At 40.6% G+C, this 23,006-nt stretch carries 26 protein-coding genes; 13 read left to right on the plus strand and 13 right to left on the minus strand.

The annotated features are described in order from the left end of the window. The first annotated feature begins 2 nt into the window (after positions 1–2). The 5 genes from yhdP (at position 3) to GWI97_RS02535 (ending at position 6,971) form a co-directional block, all read left to right on the plus strand. The gene (gene yhdP / locus GWI97_RS02515) at positions 3–3,803 is read left to right on the plus strand and encodes an AsmA2 domain-containing protein YhdP (protein WP_161749973.1); all 3,801 of its coding nucleotides are present in this window, start codon (positions 3–5) and stop codon (positions 3,801–3,803) included. Further along, positions 3,800–4,660: a deaminated glutathione amidase gene (nit1, locus tag GWI97_RS02520; protein WP_036933089.1), complete on the plus strand. Its 861-nt coding sequence runs from the start codon at positions 3,800–3,802 to the stop codon at positions 4,658–4,660. The genes yhdP and nit1 overlap by 4 nt, the downstream gene beginning before the upstream one ends. After that, positions 4,657–6,102, plus strand: a complete 1,446-nt coding sequence (gene tldD, locus GWI97_RS02525) for a metalloprotease TldD (protein ID WP_036933088.1) — start codon at positions 4,657–4,659, stop codon at positions 6,100–6,102. The genes nit1 and tldD overlap by 4 nt, the downstream gene beginning before the upstream one ends. Positions 6,103–6,189: 87 nt before the next feature. Then, positions 6,190–6,690 carry a ribonuclease gene (locus GWI97_RS02530; protein ID WP_036933087.1) on the plus strand — a complete coding sequence of 167 codons (501 nt, stop codon included), beginning with the start codon at positions 6,190–6,192 and terminating at the stop codon, positions 6,688–6,690. Then, on the plus strand, positions 6,690–6,971 hold the full coding sequence (locus GWI97_RS02535; RefSeq protein WP_087802909.1) for a barstar family protein: 282 nt from the start codon (positions 6,690–6,692) through the stop codon (positions 6,969–6,971). The genes GWI97_RS02530 and GWI97_RS02535 overlap by 1 nt, the downstream gene beginning before the upstream one ends. Positions 6,972–7,046: 75 nt before the next feature. On the opposite strand, the gene yjgA is transcribed toward GWI97_RS02535, so the two are convergent. After that, positions 7,047–7,607 carry a ribosome biogenesis factor YjgA gene (yjgA, locus tag GWI97_RS02540; protein ID WP_036938692.1) on the minus strand — a complete coding sequence of 187 codons (561 nt, stop codon included), beginning with the start codon at positions 7,605–7,607 and terminating at the stop codon, positions 7,047–7,049. 187 nt (positions 7,608–7,794) lie between these two features. Here yjgA and pmbA point away from each other — a divergent pair, with 187 nt between their 5' ends. Then, positions 7,795–9,123 carry a metalloprotease PmbA gene (pmbA, locus tag GWI97_RS02545; protein WP_087802911.1) on the plus strand — a complete coding sequence of 443 codons (1,329 nt, stop codon included), beginning with the start codon at positions 7,795–7,797 and terminating at the stop codon, positions 9,121–9,123. A 117-nt stretch (positions 9,124–9,240) separates the two neighbouring features. Here the strand turns inward: pmbA and rnk are convergent, their stop codons facing one another. The 12 genes from rnk to GWI97_RS02605 form a co-directional block, all read right to left on the minus strand. After that, positions 9,241–9,651, minus strand: a complete 411-nt coding sequence (rnk, locus tag GWI97_RS02550; RefSeq protein ID WP_036933082.1) for a nucleoside diphosphate kinase regulator — start codon at positions 9,649–9,651, stop codon at positions 9,241–9,243. Between the two features lie 175 nt (positions 9,652–9,826). Next, on the minus strand, positions 9,827–10,099 hold the full coding sequence (gene npr / locus GWI97_RS02555) for a PTS phosphocarrier protein NPr (RefSeq protein WP_036933080.1): 273 nt from the start codon (positions 10,097–10,099) through the stop codon (positions 9,827–9,829). Then, on the minus strand, positions 10,096–10,950 hold the full coding sequence (gene rapZ / locus GWI97_RS02560; RefSeq protein WP_023582880.1) for an RNase adapter RapZ: 855 nt from the start codon (positions 10,948–10,950) through the stop codon (positions 10,096–10,098). The genes npr and rapZ overlap by 4 nt, the downstream gene beginning before the upstream one ends. Before the next feature lie 78 nt (positions 10,951–11,028). Beyond that, entirely contained in the window at positions 11,029–11,496 is a 468-nt protein-coding gene (ptsN, locus tag GWI97_RS02565; RefSeq protein ID WP_023582879.1) for a PTS IIA-like nitrogen regulatory protein PtsN, read from the minus strand. A gap of 149 nt (positions 11,497–11,645) precedes the next feature. Then, positions 11,646–11,933, minus strand: a complete 288-nt coding sequence (gene hpf / locus GWI97_RS02570; RefSeq protein WP_036933079.1) for a ribosome hibernation promoting factor — start codon at positions 11,931–11,933, stop codon at positions 11,646–11,648. A gap of 23 nt (positions 11,934–11,956) precedes the next feature. Then, the gene (gene rpoN, locus GWI97_RS02575; protein WP_036933078.1) at positions 11,957–13,438 is read right to left on the minus strand and encodes an RNA polymerase factor sigma-54; all 1,482 of its coding nucleotides are present in this window, start codon (positions 13,436–13,438) and stop codon (positions 11,957–11,959) included. A 59-nt stretch (positions 13,439–13,497) separates the two neighbouring features. Next, positions 13,498–14,223, minus strand: coding sequence for an LPS export ABC transporter ATP-binding protein (gene lptB, locus GWI97_RS02580; RefSeq protein ID WP_036933077.1), 726 nt, complete (start codon positions 14,221–14,223; stop codon positions 13,498–13,500). A gap of 6 nt (positions 14,224–14,229) precedes the next feature. Further along, entirely contained in the window at positions 14,230–14,763 is a 534-nt protein-coding gene (lptA, locus tag GWI97_RS02585) for a lipopolysaccharide ABC transporter substrate-binding protein LptA (RefSeq protein ID WP_036933076.1), read from the minus strand. Then, the gene (gene lptC, locus GWI97_RS02590; RefSeq protein ID WP_036933075.1) at positions 14,744–15,322 is read right to left on the minus strand and encodes an LPS export ABC transporter periplasmic protein LptC; all 579 of its coding nucleotides are present in this window, start codon (positions 15,320–15,322) and stop codon (positions 14,744–14,746) included. The genes lptA and lptC overlap by 20 nt, the downstream gene beginning before the upstream one ends. A 16-nt stretch (positions 15,323–15,338) precedes the next feature. Continuing rightward, on the minus strand, positions 15,339–15,896 hold the full coding sequence (gene kdsC / locus GWI97_RS02595) for a 3-deoxy-manno-octulosonate-8-phosphatase KdsC (RefSeq protein ID WP_036933074.1): 558 nt from the start codon (positions 15,894–15,896) through the stop codon (positions 15,339–15,341). A gap of 27 nt (positions 15,897–15,923) precedes the next feature. Continuing rightward, positions 15,924–16,898 carry an arabinose-5-phosphate isomerase KdsD gene (gene kdsD, locus GWI97_RS02600; RefSeq protein WP_036933073.1) on the minus strand — a complete coding sequence of 325 codons (975 nt, stop codon included), beginning with the start codon at positions 16,896–16,898 and terminating at the stop codon, positions 15,924–15,926. Positions 16,899–16,916: 18 nt separating this feature from the next. Next, positions 16,917–17,897, minus strand: a complete 981-nt coding sequence (locus GWI97_RS02605) for a calcium/sodium antiporter (RefSeq protein WP_036933072.1) — start codon at positions 17,895–17,897, stop codon at positions 16,917–16,919. A gap of 243 nt (positions 17,898–18,140) precedes the next feature. Here GWI97_RS02605 and mlaF point away from each other — a divergent pair, with 243 nt between their 5' ends. The 7 genes from mlaF (at position 18,141) to murA (ending at position 22,992) form a co-directional block, all read left to right on the plus strand. After that, on the plus strand, positions 18,141–18,953 hold the full coding sequence (mlaF, locus tag GWI97_RS02610; protein ID WP_036933070.1) for a phospholipid ABC transporter ATP-binding protein MlaF: 813 nt from the start codon (positions 18,141–18,143) through the stop codon (positions 18,951–18,953). Between the two features lie 3 nt (positions 18,954–18,956). Beyond that, on the plus strand, positions 18,957–19,736 hold the full coding sequence (gene mlaE / locus GWI97_RS02615; protein WP_036933068.1) for a lipid asymmetry maintenance ABC transporter permease subunit MlaE: 780 nt from the start codon (positions 18,957–18,959) through the stop codon (positions 19,734–19,736). A 3-nt stretch (positions 19,737–19,739) separates the two neighbouring features. Further along, a complete protein-coding gene (gene mlaD / locus GWI97_RS02620; protein ID WP_036933066.1) occupies positions 19,740–20,276 on the plus strand; it encodes an outer membrane lipid asymmetry maintenance protein MlaD in 537 nt (178 codons plus the stop codon). A gap of 84 nt (positions 20,277–20,360) precedes the next feature. Continuing rightward, on the plus strand, positions 20,361–20,990 hold the full coding sequence (gene mlaC / locus GWI97_RS02625) for a phospholipid-binding protein MlaC (protein ID WP_036933065.1): 630 nt from the start codon (positions 20,361–20,363) through the stop codon (positions 20,988–20,990). 1 nt (position 20,991) lies between these two features. Continuing rightward, positions 20,992–21,285 carry a lipid asymmetry maintenance protein MlaB gene (mlaB, locus tag GWI97_RS02630; protein ID WP_036933064.1) on the plus strand — a complete coding sequence of 98 codons (294 nt, stop codon included), beginning with the start codon at positions 20,992–20,994 and terminating at the stop codon, positions 21,283–21,285. A gap of 142 nt (positions 21,286–21,427) precedes the next feature. Next, positions 21,428–21,682 carry a BolA family iron metabolism protein IbaG gene (ibaG, locus tag GWI97_RS02635; protein WP_006535338.1) on the plus strand — a complete coding sequence of 85 codons (255 nt, stop codon included), beginning with the start codon at positions 21,428–21,430 and terminating at the stop codon, positions 21,680–21,682. A gap of 47 nt (positions 21,683–21,729) precedes the next feature. Further along, complete coding sequence (gene murA, locus GWI97_RS02640; protein WP_036933063.1) at positions 21,730–22,992, plus strand: UDP-N-acetylglucosamine 1-carboxyvinyltransferase; 1,263 nt, start codon at positions 21,730–21,732, stop codon at positions 22,990–22,992. Positions 22,993–23,006: the final 14 nt, after the last annotated feature.

Raw genomic sequence — 23,006 nt, forward strand, 5'->3', positions numbered from 1 at the left:
GAATGAAGCGGCTGCCTAACTACCTGTTAGTTATAACAGTTTTTTGCCTCATCGTTTTTGCCTTGGTGTTAAGCGGGTTTCGCTATTTTCTGCCTCGTTTAGATAATTATCGCCCTGAAATAGAAACGTATTTAACAAAGCAACTCAATAGCCCTGTCTCAATGACGAAAATCAGAGGGACGTGGCAGAATTTTGGCCCAGATATTCAAGTCGATGGGCTGAATATTACTAACAAAGATGTGAACGTTACGGTAGAAAAAGTGACTTTTTCTTTTGATGTATGGCGTTCATTATTCACTCTTCGTCCTCATTTTCGTGAACTCACCTTTAAACGGTTATATGTTGATTATCAACGTCCCATTTTTACAGGGCAAAGTGGTGATATTACGTTAACTGAACCTGATGATATCTCTTCACTTTTCCTTGAACAGTTTGACCGTTTTAAACTGGTTGAAAGCCGTTTTGTTTTTTTAACGCCATCGGGGGATACCAGTACACTGCATGTACCTGAATTGATGTGGTTAAACAAAAAAAATCGTCACCGTGCTCAAGGTGAGATCACGCTTGATACACCAATAAATCACTATGGCGGTTTAAAGGTACGTCTTGACCTGTATACCACAAATAAAGGCTTAATTGATAACGGCAAGGTATTTCTTACCGCAGATGAAATTGATATCTCACCCTGGCTTAGCCAGTGGGTAAAAAAGAATAGTGGATTAGGTGAAGCGAAAGCCAGCTTATCTAACTGGATTGATATTACCCACGGACGGATTACGGGAAGCCAATTACAAATTCATCAAGGTGAGATGGATTGGAGTAGCGATGGAACTTCGCACATATTAAATGTTGAAGATTTAATATTACGTATGAGAAGGCAAGAGAATGGTTGGCTTGCTGATATCCCTTATACCCGAAAAATCACAATGGATGGTGAGGAATGGCCTGATGGCTATTTAGCTGTGCTTTATCAACCTAAAGAAAAACAGCATGATGAAGCATGGCGTATTCGTGCCAAAAATATTGAGTTAGATAGGCTGTATGCCGTATTACCGTTATTCTCATTTTTAACACCAGATTTTGTGCGTCAATGGCAGTATCGACAATTTTCAGGCATGGTTAATGATTTTGCCTTAGATCTTACTCCTGAAAACTTTGAGAAAAGTTTGATTAAACTCTCCTGGGAAAATGTCGGCTGGAAACGTTGGCAAGAGATCCCATCAGTACAACATTTCAGTGGGCAATTAAAAGGAAGTGTGCAAAATGGCGAACTTAGCTTTGCCTTAGCGGACAGTCAAATAGATACCGGTGATTTATTTAAAGCCCCACTGAATATAGAAAAAGGGAAAGGCACGGTTTATTGGCAACATTCTGGAGACAGCTTATCTCTTTGGAGTAAAGGGGTCGATATTCAAGCAACATCTGCATGGGTAGCGGGTGATTTTCGTTATGAGAAACAAGGTGAAGATCAGCAACTTTCCATATTGTCTGGTGTAAGAGTCACAAATGCCGGCGATACATGGCGTTATCTGCCTGAGAAGTATGTAGGTAAAGAACTGACTCAGTATCTTTCAGATGCGATTATTGCGGGTAATATCGATAATGGAACATTTATTTTTCATGGTGATCCAGCCGATTTTCCTTTTGATAATCATAAAGGTTGGTTTCAAGTTTATGCGCCAGTGAAACAGGCTACGTTCAAATTTGATAGTGAATGGCCAGCATTATTTGATCTCGATATTAATTTAGATTTTAAAAATGATGGTTTATGGATGTCATCGTCAAAAGCCAAAGTAGGGAACGCGGTCGCTACAAATTTAAGTGCGGTGATTGAACGTTATCAACAGGAAAAAATCTTAATTAACGCAGATATTCAAGCAACAGGTGATGAACTGAAAGCGTATTTCTTAGATTCTCAAATGGCGAGTATTGGGCATACGCTTGAAGAGCTTAACGTTGCCGGAAAAATTAATGGCACATTGAAGCTCGATATTCCTTTTGATGGTGATGATGTCGTTGCGTCAGGTGAGATTAATTTAAAAAATAATGATGTCACTTTAAATTTTATGGATACCACATTAAAGGGGGTTAGCGGGCAATTCCGTTACCATAATGACAAACTTGAAAGTGATATATTAACGGCCAATTGGTTTGGTCAGCCACTCGTATTTTCATTTAAAAGCCACAATACTGCGGATAATTATCAAGTGGATGTCGGCTTAAAAGGTCAGTGGGATATTCAAAAAATTCAGGGGTTACCTAGCGATATTCAGCAGAAATTGAGTGGAGTATTTCCTTGGAATGGTAACGTTAATGTTAAAATCCCCGAACAAGGGGATGTCGATTATCAAGTCGACTTAACGGGGAATATTAATTCATTAAAAAGTAAATTAACAGTACCTGAAACTCAGGATCTAAAAAACTCACCGCCTATTGTGATTTCAGCAAGCGGTAATAGTGAAACTTTAACTGTGAATGCTAACGCTGAAAAACAGTGGAAACTCAATAGCCAATGGGGGTTAGGTAAACAACTTCGTTTATTACAAGGTAACCTTGTTTCTTCTACCCTCAAATTACCTGAGTTAAGCCCACAACAGCGTTTAACCATTGCTCTTAAAGGACTCGATGGTGATAAATGGTTACCGACATTAATCGCATTTTCATCATTAACACCTTCTGAAAATGCAGTGAGTTTCCCTGATAATGTACATATCAGCTTACCTGATTTAAATTTTGCAGGGCAAAAATGGAATAACCCACAAACTGAAATTATGCGAGTTAATGATGGCGTAAAATTGGCATTCTCAGGAAGTGAATTACGAGGCGATGTGTTTATTCCTGAAACCTCGGCACCTTGGCTAGTTAATATTAATTATCTCTATTTTAATGGTGCTTCCTCTTCTCAAGAAGAAAAACCGTTAAAAATGGCCAATATTCCTGATCCTAATGGATTGAAGTTTTCAGTGAAAAATATCCCTTCTATTGATTTTGAGTGCCGAGAGTGTTGGATCAATGGCTTACTCCTAGGGAAAATTAAAGGCTCGTTAAAACAAAACAAGGGCGCTTTATTTTTAACTGACGGTAAATTAGAAAATAGCAGTGGTGAACTTAATGTTAATGGCGAGTGGTCTGAAGATCTGGACGGAAATAACACCACAAAATTAACAGGTAAGCTTAAAGCTGATGAAATTGATGAAATGGCAGCTTATTTGGGGTATATCGTTCCTATTTTGCAATCTCCTCTTTCCGCCGATTTTTCATTACAGTGGCATGATACACCATGGAATTTTAATATCGTGAGATTAAATGGTGATATCAAATCGGTTTTAGGCAAAGGGCGCATAGAGAAAGTGGATGTAGGACAAGCGGGTAAATTACTGCGACTAGTGAGTTTTGATGCGCTTTTACGTAAATTGCAGTTTGATTTTAGAGATACTTTCAGTGAGCATTTTGAATATGATTCGATTAAAAGTGAAATTACGATTAATCAAGGTATTATGAATGCAGAGAGTGTTCGTGTTGATGGTGTTATTGCTGATATTGCGATAAGTGGGAAAGTGGATTTACTCGAACGTAAAATGGATCTACAAGTTGTCGTCACCCCAGAAATTTCAGCTACAGTTGGTGTTGCCACAGCTTTCGCAATAAACCCAATTGCAGGCGCCGCAGTATTTGCGGCATCAAAGGTGCTGGGGCCACTTTGGAGTAAGATTTCAGTTATCCGTTATCATGTGACCGGCACTATGGAACAACCCAAAATTGACGAAGTACTGCGTCAGCTTAAGGAGAATCAGGCGTTATGAAAAAAGTTAATGTCGCACTTTTGCAACTTTGTAGCGGAAAAAACACAAAAAATAATCTGGCGCAAATCGAGCAACAGATTAAGCAATTACCCGATTCAGTGAAGCTGGTATTAACACCTGAAAATGCGTTACTTTTTTCGAACGCTAAAGATTACCATAAACACGCTGAAATTCAGGGCGATGGGCCGTTACAAAATGCCATTGCTAAAATGGCCCAGCGTTACAAAGTGTGGATCTTAGTGGGCTCTATGCCTTTGGTTAGTCGTGACTCTCCTGATCAAATTACCAGCAGTAGTTTGGTCTTTGATGATGAAGGTGTTATCCGTGCTCGTTATGACAAAATTCATATGTTTGATGTGAGTATTGACGATGAGCAAGGGGAATATAATGAATCTTCTATTTATCAACGTGGTGAACGCCTAACCGTGGTTGATACTCCTGTCGGAAAGCTAGGCTTAACTATCTGTTATGACCTCCGTTTCCCTGGTATTTTCCAAGCATTAAGAGAGAAAGGTGCCGAGATTATCTCTGTACCAGCAGCTTTTACTCGTTTAACGGGAAAAGCACACTGGGAGCCGTTGTTACGTGCTCGTGCGATTGAGAATCAGTGTATTATTTTAGCGCCTGCACAAGTGGGTACACATGATACGCGCCGGACTTGGGGTCATACCATAGCTATTGATGGTTGGGGAAAGGTCTTGAAAAAGAACCCTGATGCCGTTAGTGCGCTAACACTCAATATTGGTGTCGAGAGTTTACATGGTATGCGTGAACAGATACGGGTCGTGAAACATAACCGCTTTCGCCCGAAACTGACCCACTTAATCAAAAAAATTAAGGATAAAGAAGAATTATGAGTTTAGCTGTTGTCAGCGAAAGTCTGTTGGAAGCAAACAAACTTAGTTTAGATGATTTAGCATCAACACTAGAGCAGCTTGCACAGCGTCAAATTGATTATGGTGATCTTTATTTTCAATCAAGTTACCACGAAGCTTGGGTACTTGATGATCAGATTATTAAAGATGGCTCTTATAATATTGACCAAGGGGTTGGTGTCAGAGCAATTTATGGCGAAAAAACCGGTTTTGCTTATGCTGACCAATTAACGCTTAATGCACTTAATCAAAGTGCGCATGCTGCGCGAAGCATTGTTCAGGCTAAGGGGAATGGTCGTATCCATACTTTAGGTGCTATTCAACATTCTCCGCTGTACAGCTTAAATGATCCGTTACAAAGCCTTTCTCGTGAAGAGAAAATTGCACTATTACATGAAGTAGATAAAGTCGCACGTGCTGAAGATAAGCGTGTTAAACAGGTTAATGCCTCATTAACGGGTGTTTATGAACATGTGCTTGTGGCCGCAACCGATGGCACGTTAGCGGCCGATGTACGCCCTTTAGTTCGCCTTTCTGTTAGCGTGCTGGTGGAAGAAGACGGCAAACGTGAACGCGGTGCCAGTGGTGGTGGCGGTCGTTTTGGTTATGACTACTTCTTAACGAACGTTGGTGGTGAAAGCCATGCCGTAACTTATGCGCGTGAAGCTGTGCGTATGGCATTAGTGAACTTATCTGCAATAGCCGCACCTGCGGGAACAATGCCTGTGGTATTAGGCGCGGGATGGCCGGGGGTATTATTGCATGAGGCTGTGGGGCATGGTTTAGAAGGTGATTTTAACCGTCGTGAAACCTCTGTATTTTCAGGACGTCTTGGTGAAAAGGTCACTTCTGAGCTTTGTACTATTGTTGATGATGGCACAATTGAAGGGCGTCGTGGCTCTATTGCCATTGACGATGAAGGTGTTCCAGGTCAATACAATGTCTTAATCGAAAACGGTATCTTAAAAGGTTATATGCAAGACAAGATGAACGCTCGTTTAATGGGCGTTGCACCGACGGGAAATGGTCGTCGTGAGTCTTATGCACATCTTCCTATGCCTCGTATGACCAATACTTACATGCTAGCGGGTAAATCGTCACCAGAAGAAATTATTGCAAGTGTTGATCGCGGTATTTATGCACCTAACTTTGGTGGCGGTCAGGTGGATATCACATCAGGTAAATTTGTTTTCTCAACCTCAGAAGCTTATTTAATCGAGAATGGCAAAATAACAAAACCAATTAAAGGGGCCACGCTGATTGGCTCAGGTATTGAAGCCATGCAGCAAGTCTCAATGGTGGGTAACGATCTCGCATTAGATAAAGGCGTCGGTGTTTGTGGTAAAGAGGGGCAAAGCTTGCCTGTTGGTGTAGGGCAGCCAACCTTAAAGCTTGATAAAATTACTGTAGGTGGTACGGCTTAATTATTGCTATCGTTATCTATACGTATTTATTAAACTCCATCTCTTGATGGAGTTTTTTTATTCTAGCGACAATGAAGGTGCAAATTTATGGGCAAGCGTTTATTACCAGTTATTATTGTTATTGCGGTTTTATTTGGTGTTCTTTATAAGGGGTTACTGCCTGAAAATAAAACATCAGTATCTTCATCTTCTACCTCTATTTCATCATTACCTCATAATAGCACCGATAAGCCGGCACAAATCCCACTGTCTATTGATGAAAAAACGCAAGCTAACGCAGTGGCTAACTATTTACAACGTCATCAGCAACTACCTGATTTTTATCTCACTAAAAAAGAAGCCAGAGAAAAAGGTTGGAATGCAAAAGCGGGTAATTTATGTGATGTATTACCAGGAAAGGCGATCGGTGGCGATCGCTTTATGAACCGTGAAAAACAGCTACCTGAAGAAGCAGGACGCCTGTGGTATGAAGCTGATGTAAATTATCAATGTGGTCATCGAGGTAGTGACAGATTACTCTATTCGAATGATGGGCTGATTTATATCACCACCGATCATTACCGTACAATGACAAAGGTGGCTCCTTAATGAAACAGGTTATTTTTGATTTTAAGATGCTGGCAGATAGAGACGCTTTTTATCGGGATTTTGCACTGCAATTTCAGTTAGATGAGCATTTTGGCAATAACTTAGATGCATTATGGGATGCGTTAGTGGGGGACATTGAATTACCAGTAAAAATTATTTTCAAGCATTTACCTTACCATTCTAGCGATTTTCAACCTTTAGTGGCGTTAATGCAAGAAGCTCAAAACGAGCTAGGTAAAGCATTATTGAGCTTTAGTTGTGAGCATAACAATCAAAAATAGCAAAATATAGAAACAGGCACCTGAAAATCGCAGTGGTGGTGTCGTTTTACACTGCGTTTTCAGGGGGATCAGGTATTATGCTGATTCTGATAAATCTTTGAGGTATTGAAACAATAAGCGGAATGATTTTGGTGGTTTATTCGTTTCTTTTTCTTTTTTAGCATTACGGATAAGTGTACGTAATTGCTGGCGATCAGCCATTGGGTAAAGAGCGACCACTTCTTCAATGACTTCATTACCCCCTTCGACAAGACGAATTCGCAGATCTTCAAGTTTATGTAGCACTAAGATCTGTTGGTTGTGGCGGTTTTTTAGTTTATCAAGTGCTTGGCGTATCGGCTCTTCGTCCACATTACGTAATAATTTTCCAATATATTGAATTTGGCGGCGACGTGCTTCACGCTGTACTTTTTGTGCTAATTGAATAGAGGCTAATAATTTCTCATCTAATGGTATACGCTCTAATTCTTGCGCACTTAATTCAACTAATTCAGTACCCAATTTTTTGAGTGCTTCAGCATCACGTTTAATTTCGCTTTTGCTGACCCAGATAATTTCTTCCTCTTCTTCCTCTTCTGACGAGGTATCGTCAAATTCAGGGTTGAGGTAATGCCACTCTTCAGGCTGCTTTGCCATAATAAAAATTCCTGTTGCAGAGTAAGCCGGGAGTGTGATTTGGTGAATGACCAAAAGCCCGACGGGTGATAACATTCATATATCTTCTATTGTAACTGGGAAAATCGCTTGTTGACCACCTGTCAATTGATTTACTTTGCTAAAAATAAGTAAAAAGTGATGTTCTCCTTAGGAAAAATGGTTCTCAATGAATAATTCAGATCAGGTAAAACAGCTTGAAGACGCCGTCTCGCTTGCATTAGAGCTGGCAGCAAAACAGTGTGATGGGGCTGAAGTCGCTATTAATAAATCAACGGGTATTAGTGTTAGTACCCGCTATGGTGAAGTTGAAAATGTTGAATTTAACAGTGATGGTGCGCTAGGCATTACGGTTTATCAACAACAACGTAAAGGTAGCGCATCTTCAACAGACTTGAGTGCTGATGCGATTAAACGCGCAGTACAAGCTGCGGTAGATATTGCGCGTTATACCTCTGTTGATCCTTGTGCAGGCCCTGCTGATAAAGAGTTATTAGCATTTGATGCTCCTTTTCTTGATCTTTACCATCCTACTGATGTGACTGCGGATAAGGCAATAGAGTTAGCCTCAAGAGCAGAAAAAGCTGCTTTAGACAGTGATAGTCGTATTATTAATACAGAAGGCGGTAGCTTTAATAGTCACAGTGGAACCCGTGTATTTGGTAATAGTCTTGGTTTATTAAAAAGTTATTCATCTTCACGTTATTCTATGTCGAGTTGTGTCATTGCTCGTGATGGTGAGGATATGGAGCGTGATTATGCGTACACCATTAGTCGCCGCTTTGAAGGTCTAGAATCACCTGAATGGGTAGGAAAAGAGTGTGCTCGCCGTACGTTATCTCGACTTGCACCACGTAAACTCTCTACGATGAAAGCCCCAGTTATTTTTGCCGCTGATGTTGCAACGGGGATTTTTGGCCATTTAGTCGCTGCAATCAGCGGTAGCATGATTTATCGTGGATCTTCTTGTCTATTAGATAGTTTAGGTAAACAAATTTTCCCTCAATGGCTCAATATTCAAGAGCGCCCTCATATGATGAGTGGTTTAGCATCAACACCTTTTGATAGTGAAGGTGTGCGTACAATAGATGCTGAAATTATTAAAGATGGTGTATTACAAGAGTGGCTGTTAACAACCTATTCAGCAAGAAAATTAGGGTTAAAAAGTAATGGGCATGCAGGTGGGATCCATAACTGGTATATCCCAGGACAAGGTTTATCGTTTGATGCTCTGTTAAAAGAGATGGGAACAGGCCTTGTTGTTACAGAATTGATGGGACAAGGTGTCAGTACAGTAACCGGTGACTATTCTCGCGGTGCTAGCGGTTTTTGGGTTGAAAATGGTGAAATTCAGTACCCTGTCAGTGAAGTGACTATTGCAGGTAATTTAAAAGAGATGTGGGCGAACATTGCCACTATGGGGGACGATATTGAGAAACGCAGTAATATTCAGTGTGGCTCTTTATTGTTACCAGAAATGAGTATTGCGGGCGAGTAAATTTTAGATACCTTCTCTACCTTTAATCTCAGCCCGTGATGGGCTGAGATATCGCGTTTATCGGTGTGCTTTTCAAATTGAGAAGATAAAAAATAAGACGCGAACCTTCAGCTCTGCTTAACGGTGTAATTCACCAGCAGCTTCAGGTTGGTATAGAATTTCTAGTACTTTAACTTTCGTTTCAAGGCCATTAGGCAACTTCCAACTGATCTCGTCATTAATTGCCAAACCCAGTAACGCAGCACCCATTGGTGCCATAACTGAAAGTTCAGTAGTGCTGTCTTTTAATGAAGCGGGGTACACTAAAGTACGAGTACGCTCTTCATTATTTTTTAAGTCCATAAAGCGGACTTTACTGTTCATTGTGACAATGTTAGCAGGGATATCAGCTGGTGTAACAATGTCAGCACGATCTAATTCTTCATTCAAGGCTTCAGCAATGGGGCTATCTGCAAAGGCCGGTTGCTCTAGCAATGAATCTAAACGTTCAGCATCAAGTTCGTTGATGATAATTGTTGGCTTTGTCATACCACACTCCAATTTATTCCAATGCAAAACAACACCCCCACGGGTGAGGTGGGGGTGTTGTTAAACTCATATAAGAGATAATAGGCGGTTCTGTATAAAAAAGAAAGAGACCATGATCACAGTCTCTTTCGGGTTATTTAGTTAAGAAACGCTAATCTATTGTTTTCTATTACGATTATTCTTCATCAAACCCTGATTCAAATAATGCAATAATCGCATCAATAGCTTCATTTTCGTCGCTACCTGTCACTTCTATATCAATTTGACTGCCTTGCTCTGAATCTAACATCAGCATAGCAATCACACTATCTGCTTGCGCTTCAACACCTTCGTTATTGCGTAAAATCACTGTTGATTGAAATGTTTTCACTAAATCAAACAACTTCATTGCAGGCCGTGCATGTATGCCAAGTCGATTTTTTATCGCAACTTGTCGGTGTTGGGTCATTTGCGTTTTTCTAGTGTTCTGTGTCGTGATTGTACGTTTTTCCCTCTAGAGCGGAAATAGTCGGCGAGTTGCTCTGCAACATAAACAGAACGGTGTTTGCCTCCTGTACAACCAATCGCGACTGTTAGATAGCTACGGTTATTGGTTTCTAACATCGGCAACCAGAGTTCAAGATAGCTTCTGGTTTGATAAATAAAGTTATGAACTTCAGTGTGTCTATCTAAAAATGCCGCAACAGGGCGATCAAGGCCCGTCATCGGGCGCAGTTTAGGATCCCAATGTGGATTCGGTAAGAAACGCACATCAAAAACATAATCTGCATCAATAGGAATACCATGTTTAAATCCAAAGGATTCAAAGACCATCGTTAATTCACGCTCGCGCTTACCTAATAAGCGAGTACGTAACATTTCTGCGAGCTCATGAACGGACATTTCTGACGTATCAATGATAAGATCTGCTCGTGATCGCAATGGCTCAAGCAGATCACTTTCGGTATCAATAGCCATTTCTAATGAAAGGTTTTTGGTCGAAAGTGGGTGTAAACGTCGTGTATCACTATAACGACGAATTAAGGTATTTCTATCTGCGTCTAAAAATAAGAGTTGTGGAGAATATTCAGCGGGTAAACTTTCCAGCGCTTTCTCGAAGATCTCCGGCGACTCTGGCATATTTCGGACGTCAATACTGACAGCGGCAGCAGAAGCATCACGTTCAGCCAGTGTTTTTGCGAGCTCAGGTAAAAGATCAACAGGCAAGTTATCAACACAATAAAATCCCATGTCTTCAAGCGCACGCAAAGCAACTGACTTACCTGAACCAGAGCGTCCGCTGACTATCATCAGCACCATGAGGTAGCTCCCTATAATTTCCCAGTGATGAATATCATTCCACTGTATGCTATTCGCGTCCCAACAAACCCGTAGGGGTTATTCTGTGATAATCTGATAAAGCTCTTCATCACTTTGTGCGGAGCGTAGTCGGCGACATAAATTTTTGTCTGCCAACTGTTTTGCAATCAAAGACAGTGTGTGTAAATGTTCCTTACATTGTGTTGCAGGAACGAGTAATGCGAACAACAAATCGACAGGTTGATTATCAATAGCGTCGAAGGCAATAGGTTCGCTTAAGTGAAGAAACACACCAACTACTTTTTCTGTTTCATCACTTTCAATACGTCCATGAGGGATAGCTAACCCCCCCCCAATCCCTGTTGTACCGACTTTTTCGCGCGTCAATAAGGCTTCAAATATCAGTGTTTCGGGTAAATTAAGTGCTTTTGCTGCGTTTTCACTGATAATTTCTAACGCGCGCTTTTTACTCGTGCAGTGTACATCATTATGCGTACATGCCAGAGAAAGTACGTCGCTAATATTCATCTTTGTATCGTTGTTCATTGTCTTATTCACTTAGACCAGCAAACCAGATGTCACAAGGTGGCATCTGGTTTTTTGTTACTGATATTGATTAGGCGTTGGCTTGAACCGAGTCATAAACAACGCAGTAACTTCGCCGATTGTATCCCCATTTCACAATGGGAAATGAATTAATGTTGTCTCAGTTTATCTTTGTGTTTGGTTAATTGACGAGCCAGTTTATCCATCAATCCATCAATTGCTGCGTACATATCTTCTGCTTCAGCAGAGGCATGTAATTCACCGCCATTAACTTGAATGGTCGCTTCAGCGATTTTATTCACTTTTTCGACTTTCAGGATAACCTGAACGTTATTAATTTTGTCAAAGAACTGAGGTAATTTCGCGCTTTTTGCTTTGACGGTCTCACGCAGAGCATCAGTTAATTCAATGTTATGACCAGTGATTTGAAGTTCCATAGTGTCTTCCTTCTCAATTATGCTCAAACCAACTCTTTGCGTTGGTTTGAAGGCGGGATGGATAATGACTCTCTATATTTCGCAACAGTACGTCGAGCAACTTGTATGCCAAGCTCTGCGAGCATATCAGCCAGTTTACTATCACTCAGTGGTTTCGCTGGGTTTTCTGCTGCGATTAGTTTCTTCACTAAAGCCCTGATTGCTGTTGAAGAGGCTTCGCCTCCGCTATCAGTATTCACATGGCTAGAGAAAAAATACTTCAATTCGAAAATTCCTCTCGGGCAATGCAAAAATTTTTGCGTTGTCACTCGAGAAATGGTGGATTCGTGCATTTCAACCTGTTCAGCGATATCCGCTAACACAAGGGGTTTCATATGCTCTTCACCCAATTCGAAAAACGCCTGCTGTGTGTCAACAATGCAATGAGCGACTTTTAATAATGTCTCATTACGGCTTTCTAAACTTTTTATCAGCCATTTAGCTTCTTGTAAATTGTCACGAATAAATTTTCCATCGCTCTCATTTTGGGTCGATTGACCCAATGCAGCATAGGTTTCATTTATGCGTAGGCGAGGAATGCTATCTGTATTTAACTCAACTTGCCAGCGTTCACCTGATTTTTTTACCAGTATATCTGGGATAACATACTCTGACTCGCCAGCATCAATACTTAATCCAGGTTTAGGATCAAGTGATTGAATTATCTCAATAACCGATTTTAATGTTTCTTCACGTAACTTTGTTTGACGCATCAATTGGCGGAAGTCGCGATTGCCTAATAATTCTAAATGTTGGCTAATGACCAACTGCGTTTCTTTAAGATAAGGCGTATCTGTTGAAAAAGCCGAAAGTTGGATCAAAAGACACTCTTTTAAATCGCGTGCAGCAACACCAATAGGATCAAAGCGTTGAATACGTTTTAATACGGCTTCAACTTCATCAAGCTCTATCTCATCATCGCCCATTCCAAGTAGGATGTCATCTGTTGTAACAGTTAAATATCCTGTTTCATCAACCGCATCGATAATACTTATAGCAATGGCCCTATCAGTTTCTGTAAACGGAGTGAGATCCGCCTGCCAAGTCAGATAATCTTGCAAGGAAACAGTTGTTTCACCTTGATACAGTGGAAGTTCATCATCTCTATAATCATTACTGGTGCCAGAAGGTGTGCCTGCGGTGTAGATCTCTTCCCATTGTGTGTCTAAAGGGAGATCGTCGGGCATCTCTTTTTGCTCTAAAGCATCCAGCGTATCAAACTCTTCAACCTGGTTATCGTTAGTTTTTTCTGTTATTGAGTCAGATTGATTATCGGTATGAGAAGTTTCATCTGAAAGGGGATCGGATTGCTCGTCGTCTTGTTCTAGAAGAGGATTGGATTCAAGCGCTTGCTGAATTTCTTGTTGTAATTCAAGCGTCGAAAGTTGCAACAAACGAATAGCCTGTTGTAGCTGAGGCGTCATAGCCAATTGCTGACTGAGACGAAGTTGCAGACTTTGTTTCATAATAATGCGATGAGTCCTTGGCTGTTGTCATCCATGACAGAGTAAAAGTGAATCTAGGATTACAGGCGGAAGCCTTCACCTAAGTAAACACGTTTAACTTGCTCATTTTCAAGAATTTCTTCTGGTGAACCATGAGCGATAAGGTGACCTTGGCTGACAATATAGGCGCGTTCACACACATCTAATGTTTCACGAACATTATGGTCAGTAATCAGTACACCTAATCCATAATCACGTAGATGTTGGATTATCTTTTTAATGTCTAAGACTGAAATTGGATCAACACCCGCAAAAGGTTCATCTAATAAAATAAATTTAGGATTTGCTGCTAATGCGCGTGCAATTTCAACTCGACGGCGTTCGCCCCCTGATAATGATTGCCCTAGGCTGTTACGCAAATGGCTGACATTGAACTCTTCTAAAAGCTCTTCTGCACGATCTTTTCGTTGCTCTGGTGTTAAATCATGGCGAATTTCTAAAATTCCCATAATGTTGTCATAAACACTTAACCGTCTAAAAATAGAGGCCTCTTGGGGCAGATAGCCTATGCCTTTACGCGCACGTTCATGTAACGGTAACAGAGTGATGTCTTCATCATCAATAGTAATACTACCTGCATCACGAGCGACAATGCCGACAACCATATAGAATGTGGTTGTTTTACCGGCACCATTTGGGCCAAGTAAACCAACAATTTCACCTGAATTAACATTCAGACTAACATTACCGACGACGGTGCGCCCTTTGTATGCTTTTGCTAAATTTTCAGCTTTTAACAGCGCCATAAAGTGTTACTTACCTTTGTTGTTAACACCAGGACCTTTCTCTTGCAACTGTGAAGGCAGTAAAACAGTGGTAACTTGTTTACCTTTACCACTAAATGCTTCCATTTGCTGAGTTGGGACGAGATAAGTGATTTTATCACCAGTGATATTACTGTCTAATTGTTCAAGATAGGCTTTACCCGTTAAGGTCATTAATTCTTTATCCATTTCATAGGTCATTTTTTCGCCACGACCTTTGATTGGTTTGCCATCATCTTGTAACTGATAAAAAGTCACAGGATTACCAAATGCTTCTATGACGATTTTTTTTGAGTCACCACCTGGGCGTGTGACTATGACTTTATCAGCACGGATATCGATAGAACCTTGTTTAATCACAACATTTTGTGTGAATGTCGTGACGTTTTTTTCCAGGTCAAGTGACTGCTTTTCTGAATTGACAACAATAGGTTGTTGCGTGTCATCTTTAAGCGCCATCGCAGGTACACTTATTGCTAATAATGTACCGATAATCAGTGTATTACGGATTTTTTGATTCATTAGGGATCTCATAATAGGTGTTTACCTTTTCAATCAGCTCTGCGCGTTTCTCACGCAGATTGCCTCGCATTTTTAAGCCGACTGATTTCAGTCCGACGCCGATAATAGTCACTTCATCATCAGAGGAAACATCCTGTGTGTCCAAATTTGCGACAGCATTATCAGTGCTTATTCTCTGTAATTGAGAATCGTCACTTAAACTATCAATCTGAACATCGCCATAAAGGTAGAGCATTTTACTGTTCGTAAGCTTGGCTTTATTGGCGCGTACGGTCCATGTTGCATCCCCTGTCGGCGAATAAGTGGTTAAGACAGGATTAGTAAACCATGTAAACTTCTGCTGAGCATAGTTTTTGACATCATCAGCAACGAGTTTATATCCAAGTATACCTGTTGGCTCATAAACAAAAGATATCGATGATTTGGATTGATAAGTTGGTTGACCATCATCAACAATCTCACCATCACCGAATTCAGTGTTGTTAGTATAGTTCCAGCCAATTAGCCCAAGGGCGATAATTGCAAGAATTAAGGTAAACCAGGATTTTAATTTATTCATTCTGTGTCGTTATATGTTAAATCGAAAGACCTTTAGCTTCATCAAGCCGACCTTGAGCTAAAAGGATTAAATCACATAATTCTCGTACTGCGCCACGCCCTCCCGCAATGCGAGTGACGTAATTAGCACGAGGTGTAAGTAATGGATGCGCATCAGCCACAGCGACAGAAAGTCCCACTTTTTCCATTACAGGTAAATCAATCAGGTCGTCGCCAATATAGGCTGTTTGTTCAGGTTTAAGGTTTAGTGTATCTAACAGTTGTTGATACGCCAAAAGCTTATTATGCTGACCTTGGTAAAGATATGTAATGCCAAGGGTTTTAGCACGATCTTCTAACAGTTTAGACTGACGGCCTGTAATGATAGCAACCTCAATGCCTGATGTAAGCAAACAACGAAGGCCATATCCATCACGCACATTAAAGGCTTTTAGCTCTTCGCCATTATTGCCCATGTAAATGAGTCCGTCTGACATCACACCATCTACGTCACAAATCAGCAATTGGATTTTTTCTGCTTTTTTGATGACATGTTCGCTTACTGCACCATAACAAGTTTCTATCATTATATTCATTTTTATCCTTCAAACGTTATGACTAGCTTATACAACACCGGCTTGTAATAGATCATGCATATGTAAAACACCTAACAGGATATCACTATCTTGTTCTGTGACTAACAGTGAGGTGATATGTTTTGCTTGCATTAAATTTAGCGCTTCAACGGCTAGACAATCAGGACGAATACGAATGCCTCCTTTTGTCATAACATCCGAAATTTTGGCATTGTTAAGGTCAATTCCTAAATCAAATATGCGTCGTAAGTCACCGTCAGTGAAGATACCGTTAATCAACATACTATCATCGCAGATCACCGTCATACCTAATTTTTTACGGGTAATCTCGACAAGTGCTTCACGTAAAGTCGCCTCTTTAGTGACACGAGGAATATCCGTATCTCTGTTCATTAGATCACTCACATGAAGGAGTAATTTACGACCTAATGCACCTCCTGGATGGGAAAGCGCAAAATCTTCTGCAGTAAAACCGCGAGCACGTAAAAGTGCGATAGCCAGTGCATCACCCATCACTAATGTTGCTGTTGTACTGGTTGTGGGTGCAAGCCCTAGAGGGCAAGCTTCTTTGGGAACTTTAATACAAAGATGAATATCAGACGCTTTCCCCATTGTACTTTGAGGAGTGCGTGTCATACAAATCAGTGTTATCTGTTTGCGTTTCAGAACCGGAATAAGGGCGAGGATCTCACTGGCTTCACCGGAGTTTGAAATCGCCAGAACAATATCTTTTTCTGTTACCATGCCTAAATCGCCATGACTAGCTTCACCAGGATGAACAAAAAAAGAAGGTGTGCCGGTGCTGGCAAAAGTCGCAGCAATTTTATGCCCAATATGGCCAGATTTACCCATACCCATCACAATCACTCGACCTTGGCAGTGAAAAATTTTTTCACAGGCAAGAGTGAAGTCATCATTGATATATTGTTCTAGTTCAGCTAACCCATCACGTTCAATATGAAGGACTTTTTTACCTGCTTGCTGAAAATCAAACTCGGTCATTTTTTTGTACCATTTATTTTAGGTTAAGAGAGAATGTGCAACGCACAACACCGTAATATAAACAATAAAGCAAACTAATAAGAATACCCCTTTTCCTCGATTAAGGCGTTGTTTTCGCCCTAAGGAAAAGACAGAAAACAGTAAACTCGCGACACCAAGAACAGCAAAGCTAAAATAAAATGCGTTGATATTAAAGGTGCTTGGCGAGAGTAATGCAGGCATACCTAACACAAAGGTTAGATTGAAAATATTAGCACCTATAATATTTCCTAATGCTAATTCATTCTCACGCCTTAGAGCAGCCACAATGGTTGTAGCGAGTTCTGGTAGGCTTGTTCCAATAGATAGCAAGGTTAAGCCAACAAAAAAGCCACTAAGATGATACTGTTGCATTAGAATAAAGACATTATCTAATATCATTTGAGTGGCAACTGGAATAATCAGTAAAGCGATGACAACCCAAAAAAGAGCAACGGAATTACGAGGATTTGTCTGTAATTCAAAGCGGGTTAAGGTTTCTAAAGGTAATATATGACGCTCTTGCGTGAGTGTTCCATGCATGGTTTTTATCATGAGGAAAATAGATGCAAAACCAATAAAAAACAGTAACGTACCTTCTCTAAGTCCGAGGTTTCCACGTGATAAAATAATTCCCACAAGCATGATGACGATAATCATCAATGGAAGCTCTTTTTTCAGTACCGCAGATTGTATGTTCATGGGATATATCATCGCCCCAATGCCTGCGATAAGAAGAAGATTGGTGAGCGTAGAACCAATTGCTGTACCAATAGCAATGTCTGGTAAATTATGGATAGAGGCATCAGTAGAAACAAAAAGCTCGGGTAATGATGTACCAGTGCCTACAATTAAAATACCGATAACGGCGGGTGGAATTTTTAACGATTGCGCAAAAACGCTCGCACCATAGACTAACCGGTCTGATGCATAAACAAGTAGCATCAATCCAAAAATTAAAAGAGACAAAGTAATCAACATGCCATCAGTTTTCCGACAATGAGCAAGTAAAGAAAGAAAAAACCAATAAGACAGGGCTGATAAAAAAACATATTGTCAAAAGGTTTTGCTAATTCACCGTATTTTGACTAGCCAAGCACGAAAAGTAAAATTAACCGTGCAATAAATTGCTAAATAGTGGTGATTTCTTTGTAACATAACGAATGACCTGCCAAAATAGCGTAAAAATTTGTTTATGCAGACAGGCTTGAGGATGTTTTATTCATGAACGCACAATCTGACAATCTTATTGAAGTGCGCAATATGAACTTCACTCGTGGTAACAGGAAGATCTTTTCTGAGATTAACCTTGTTGTACCTAGAGGGAAAGTGACGGCAATTATGGGGCCTTCTGGGATTGGTAAAACAACCTTGTTACGCCTGATGGGAGGACAAATCCTTCCAGATAGTGGTGAAATTTGGTTTGATGGCGATAATATCCCAGCGCTATCACGTTCTGCGTTGTATCACGCAAGAAAGAAAATGAGTATGCTTTTTCAATCAGGGGCTCTTTTCACTGATATGAATGTATTTGAAAATGTGGCCTTTCCGCTAAGAGAGCATACAAATTTACCTGAAGCGCTTATACGTACAACAGTGATGATGAAGCTCGAAGCAGTCGGTTTACGTGGTGCAGCAAGTTTAATGCCTTCTGAATTATCAGGCGGTATGGCTCGAAGAGCTGCATTAGCGAGAGCGATTGCGCTTGATCCTGAATTAATCATGTTTGATGAACCTTTTGTTGGGCAAGATCCTATCACAATGGGTGTACTTGTTAAGTTAATTGATGAGTTAAATCATGCTTTGGGGGTGACGTGTGTTGTGGTTTCCCACGATGTGCCTGAGGTGCTAAGCATTGCTGATTACGCCTATATTGTTGCAGAACAGAAAGTAATTGCTCAAGGCAGTGCAAAAGAACTCCAGGACAACCCAGATAGGCAAGTCAGGCAGTTTTTAGATGGAATTGCTGATGGTCCTGTCCCTTTCCGTTTTCCTGCGGGAGATTATCAGGACGACCTATTAGGACGAGGAAATTAGTACGTGGTAAATTTATTAGCTCGTATTGGCGCTAGATCGTTAGCAATTTTTGCGACATTCGGTAGAGCAGGCATTATGCTCTTTCGAGCATTAGTCGGCAAACCAGAATTCCGTAAACAGTGGCCTCTTTTGATGAAGCAACTGTATAACGTTGGCGTTCAATCCTTATTAATTATCATGGTGTCTGGTCTATTTATTGGCATGGTGTTGGGATTACAAGGTTATCTTGTTTTAACAACCTTTAGTGCTGAAGCGAGCCTTGGCATGATGGTGGCTCTCTCATTGTTACGAGAATTGGGCCCTGTGGTAACAGCATTATTATTTGCAGGTAGAGCAGGTTCTGCATTAACAGCGGAAATCGGTTTAATGAAAGCCACAGAACAAATTTCCAGTTTAGAAATGATGGCAGTCGATCCTTTACGGCGCGTAGTTGCCCCCCGTTTTTGGGCCGGTTTAATTAGTATGCCATTACTTTCACTTATTTTTGTTGCCATCGGTATTTGGGGTGGTGCCATTGTTGGTGTGGATTGGAAAGGGATCGATGAAGGCTTTTTCTGGGCATCTATGCAAGGTGCCGTTGAATGGCGATTAGATTTAGTGAATTGCTTTATTAAGAGTGTCGTTTTTGCCATTACCGTCACTTGGATAGCGCTCTTTAACGGGTATGACGCAATCCCAACATCAGAAGGGATTAGCAGAGCAACAACACGTACTGTTGTTCATTCATCGTTAGCCGTATTGGGTTTAGATTTTGTGCTAACAGCACTGATGTTTGGGAACTAAGTCATGCAAAGTAAAAAAATTGAAGTTTGGGTTGGTCTATTTGTTCTGATTTCGTTAGCTGCCGTGATTTTCTTATGCCTGAAAGTGGCAGATATTAAAGAAATGGGCAATCAACCAACTTACCGTATTTATGCTAGTTTCGGTAATATTGGTGGATTAAAAGAGCGTTCCCCGATTAAGATTGGTGGTGTGGTGATTGGTCGCGTTGCTTCTATTACCTTAAAAGAAGAAGAGGAAGGAAATTATCGTCCTGAAGTTGCGCTCGATATTTTGAAAATTTATGACCATATTCCAGAAAGCAGTTCCTTGTCTATCCGTACATCAGGCTTATTAGGCGAGCAGTTCCTCGCATTGAATTTAGGATTCTATGATGAAGAGTTAGGTTCTACGCTGTTAAAAGAGGGCGGAAGGATCACAAACACGAATTCAGCTATGGTGTTAGAGGATCTTATCGGTCAATTCCTTTATAAAACAGGGGATGGTGATGGTTCAGCAAAATCTGAATCTGAACCTACGGAAGAACATCCAGTATTACCTTAATCATTAATTCTTATAGGATGTATTCATATATTTAATTAGGTAATTCATCCTATTATTAAAACCCTATTGAGGAGAAGCGAAAGTATGTTTAAACGCTTATTAATGGTCGCACTGTTAGTCATCACACCTTTTGCGATGGCTGTAGATAAAACCAATCCATACACACTGATGGAAGATGCTGCACAAAAAACGTTTACTAAATTAAAAAATGAACAGCCTGAAATTCGTAAAAATCCTGAAGTTTTACGTCAAATTGTTCAACAAGAATTGTTGCCTTATGTACAAATTAAATATGCAGGTGCATTAGTCTTAGGCCCTCATTACCGTACTGCAACACCTGCTCAACGCGATGCGTATTTTACGGCATTTGAAGCGTATCTTGCTCAAGTGTATGGTCAAGCATTAGCAATGTATGAAGGGCAAGAATACCGTATTGAACCGGCAAAACCGTTCGCAGATAAAACAAACCTCACCATTCGCGTTACCATTATTGATAAAAATGGTCGTCCACCTGTTCGCCTTGACTTCCAATGGCGTAAAAATAGTAAAACAGGTGAATGGCAAGCTTATGACATGATTGCAGAAGGCGTTAGCATGATCACGACAAAACAAAATGAGTGGTCAGATATTTTAAATTCTAAAGGTGTTGATGGTTTAACAAAACAGTTAGAAATCAGTGCAAAAACACCAATCACACTGGATGAGAAAAAATAGGATGTCATCCCCGTTAAATTGGGAAAAAAAGGACGATATCCTTTTTTTCCAAGGAACGTTAGATCGCGAAACGTTATTACCTGCTTGGCAACAACGTAAAGCATTATTAGCCGATATCAATATTATTGATATTTCGGCATTGAGTCATATTGATTCAACAGGATTGGCTCTTTTTGTTCACCTAAAAGCTGAGATGGAAGCACAACATCGTCAATTTATTATTCAAGGGGTGAGTGAGCGTTTTCAAACGCTGATCACTCTCTATGATCTTGATGAAATTATGAATATTGCCTAAGACTGGTTTTAAGTAAAAGTAATTAAAAAGCCCCCTTCGTGATACTTTTATCATTAAGGGGGTTTTTGATGGTTTAAGAGTAGGGCGGATTCCATTAGGATAGACGACTGATTATTATTTTTAACGTTGAGATTGAGCAATTATGGATACAAATGAAATCAAACAAGTATTAATGGACAGCCTGTCTTTAGATGAAGTCATCGTTAACGGTGATGGCAGTCATTTTCAAGTTGTCGTTGTTGGCGCCATGTTTGAGGGAATGAGCAGAGTAAAACAACAACAAACCATTTATGCCCCTTTGATGGAATATATTGCAGATAACCGTATTCACGCTTTGTCTATTAAAGCCTACACACCTGAAGAGTGGAAGAGGGATCGTAAACTTAACGGGCTTTGATTCAGTAGGTATACAGCGTACAGCAAAATAAAAAGAGAGTTCTACAGATGGATAAATTTAGAGTACAAGGACCAACCTGTTTATCAGGTGAGGTCACTATTTCAGGCGCGAAAAACGCTGCATTACCAATCCTGTTCGCTGCGATCCTTGCCGAAGAGCCAGTAGAATTAACCAATGTTCCTAAGTTAAAAGATATTGATACGACGATTAAATTACTTAATCGCTTAGGAACGCATGTTGAACGTAATGGCTCTGTTTTCGTTGATGCTCGTAATATCAATGAGTTTTGCGCACCTTACGAGCTAGTCAAAACCATGCGTGCTTCTATTTGGGCATTAGGCCCATTAGTGGCACGTTTTGGTCAAGGCCAGGTTTCTTTACCCGGCGGTTGTGCCATTGGCGCTCGCCCTGTTGATCTTCATATTACAGGTTTAGAGCAATTAGGTGCTGAAATCACGCTTGATGAAGGTTATGTAAAAGCTCGCGTTGATGGGCGACTAAAAGGCGCGCATATTGTTATGGATAAAGTGAGCGTGGGTGCCACCATCACTATTATGACAGCGGCAGTGTTAGCTGAAGGTAAAACCATTATTGAGAACGCGGCAAGAGAGCCTGAAATTGAAGATACCGCAAACTTCCTCAATACATTAGGCGCTAAAATCAGTGGTGCGGGTACAGATAGTATTACTATCGAAGGCGTAGAGCGCCTCGGCGGTGGTACTTATCAAATTCTACCTGATCGTATTGAAACGGGGACTTTCTTAGTTGCCGCAGCTGTTTCTCGTGGTCGCGTTGTTTGTCGTAATGCAAAGCCAGATACATTAGATGCTGTGCTGGCGAAATTACGTGAAGCAGGGGCAGATATTGAGGTTGGCGAAGATTGGATCAGTCTTGATATGCATGGTCAACGCCCTAAAGCGGTAACTTTGCGCACAGCACCACATCCAGGGTTCCCGACTGATATGCAAGCGCAGTTTAGTCTTTTAAACTTAGTCGCTGAAGGCGCAGGAATGATAACCGAAACGATTTTTGAAAACCGTTTTATGCACATTCCTGAGTTAATTCGTATGGGGGCTCATGCTGAAATCGAAAGTAACACCGTGTTATGCCATGGTGTTGAAAAACTGTCGGGTGCACAAGTGATGGCAACGGATTTACGTGCTTCTGCAAGCTTAGTCCTTGCTGGGTGTATCGCTGAAGGCACAACCATTGTTGATCGTATTTATCATATCGATCGTGGTTATGAAAATATAGAAGCTAAATTACAAGGATTAGGGGCAAAAATAGAACGTTTGCGCGCTAATGACTAATTTATTTTAGTTAG

The organism is Proteus sp. G2300 (genome assembly GCF_009915965.1).
GTDB lineage: Bacteria > Pseudomonadota > Gammaproteobacteria > Enterobacterales > Enterobacteriaceae > Proteus > Proteus vulgaris.

Coding starts and splice junctions, on each gene's coding strand:
- kdsC (WP_036933074.1), bottom strand. CDS start 15,896: ATGAATATAATGATAGAAACTTGTTATGGTGCAGTAAGCGAACATGTC.
- pmbA (WP_087802911.1), top strand. CDS start 7,795: ATGAATAATTCAGATCAGGTAAAACAGCTTGAAGACGCCGTCTCGCTT.
- mlaC (WP_036933065.1), top strand. CDS start 20,361: ATGTTTAAACGCTTATTAATGGTCGCACTGTTAGTCATCACACCTTTT.
- hpf (WP_036933079.1), bottom strand. CDS start 11,933: ATGGAACTTCAAATCACTGGTCATAACATTGAATTAACTGATGCTCTG.
- lptB (WP_036933077.1), bottom strand. CDS start 14,223: ATGGCGCTGTTAAAAGCTGAAAATTTAGCAAAAGCATACAAAGGGCGC.
- rpoN (WP_036933078.1), bottom strand. CDS start 13,438: ATGAAACAAAGTCTGCAACTTCGTCTCAGTCAGCAATTGGCTATGACG.
- mlaF (WP_036933070.1), top strand. CDS start 18,141: ATGAACGCACAATCTGACAATCTTATTGAAGTGCGCAATATGAACTTC.
- lptC (WP_036933075.1), bottom strand. CDS start 15,322: ATGAATAAATTAAAATCCTGGTTTACCTTAATTCTTGCAATTATCGCC.
- kdsD (WP_036933073.1), bottom strand. CDS start 16,898: ATGACCGAGTTTGATTTTCAGCAAGCAGGTAAAAAAGTCCTTCATATT.
- mlaD (WP_036933066.1), top strand. CDS start 19,740: ATGCAAAGTAAAAAAATTGAAGTTTGGGTTGGTCTATTTGTTCTGATT.
- ptsN (WP_023582879.1), bottom strand. CDS start 11,496: ATGAACAACGATACAAAGATGAATATTAGCGACGTACTTTCTCTGGCA.
- GWI97_RS02530 (WP_036933087.1), top strand. CDS start 6,190: ATGGGCAAGCGTTTATTACCAGTTATTATTGTTATTGCGGTTTTATTT.
- rapZ (WP_023582880.1), bottom strand. CDS start 10,950: ATGGTGCTGATGATAGTCAGCGGACGCTCTGGTTCAGGTAAGTCAGTT.
- tldD (WP_036933088.1), top strand. CDS start 4,657: ATGAGTTTAGCTGTTGTCAGCGAAAGTCTGTTGGAAGCAAACAAACTT.
- GWI97_RS02535 (WP_087802909.1), top strand. CDS start 6,690: ATGAAACAGGTTATTTTTGATTTTAAGATGCTGGCAGATAGAGACGCT.
- rnk (WP_036933082.1), bottom strand. CDS start 9,651: ATGACAAAGCCAACAATTATCATCAACGAACTTGATGCTGAACGTTTA.
- ibaG (WP_006535338.1), top strand. CDS start 21,428: ATGGATACAAATGAAATCAAACAAGTATTAATGGACAGCCTGTCTTTA.
- npr (WP_036933080.1), bottom strand. CDS start 10,099: ATGACCCAACACCGACAAGTTGCGATAAAAAATCGACTTGGCATACAT.
- yhdP (WP_161749973.1), top strand. CDS start 3: ATGAAGCGGCTGCCTAACTACCTGTTAGTTATAACAGTTTTTTGCCTC.
- murA (WP_036933063.1), top strand. CDS start 21,730: ATGGATAAATTTAGAGTACAAGGACCAACCTGTTTATCAGGTGAGGTC.
- GWI97_RS02605 (WP_036933072.1), bottom strand. CDS start 17,897: ATGTTGATTACTTTGTCTCTTTTAATTTTTGGATTGATGCTACTTGTT.
- lptA (WP_036933076.1), bottom strand. CDS start 14,763: ATGAATCAAAAAATCCGTAATACACTGATTATCGGTACATTATTAGCA.
- nit1 (WP_036933089.1), top strand. CDS start 3,800: ATGAAAAAAGTTAATGTCGCACTTTTGCAACTTTGTAGCGGAAAAAAC.
- mlaB (WP_036933064.1), top strand. CDS start 20,992: ATGTCATCCCCGTTAAATTGGGAAAAAAAGGACGATATCCTTTTTTTC.
- yjgA (WP_036938692.1), bottom strand. CDS start 7,607: ATGGCAAAGCAGCCTGAAGAGTGGCATTACCTCAACCCTGAATTTGAC.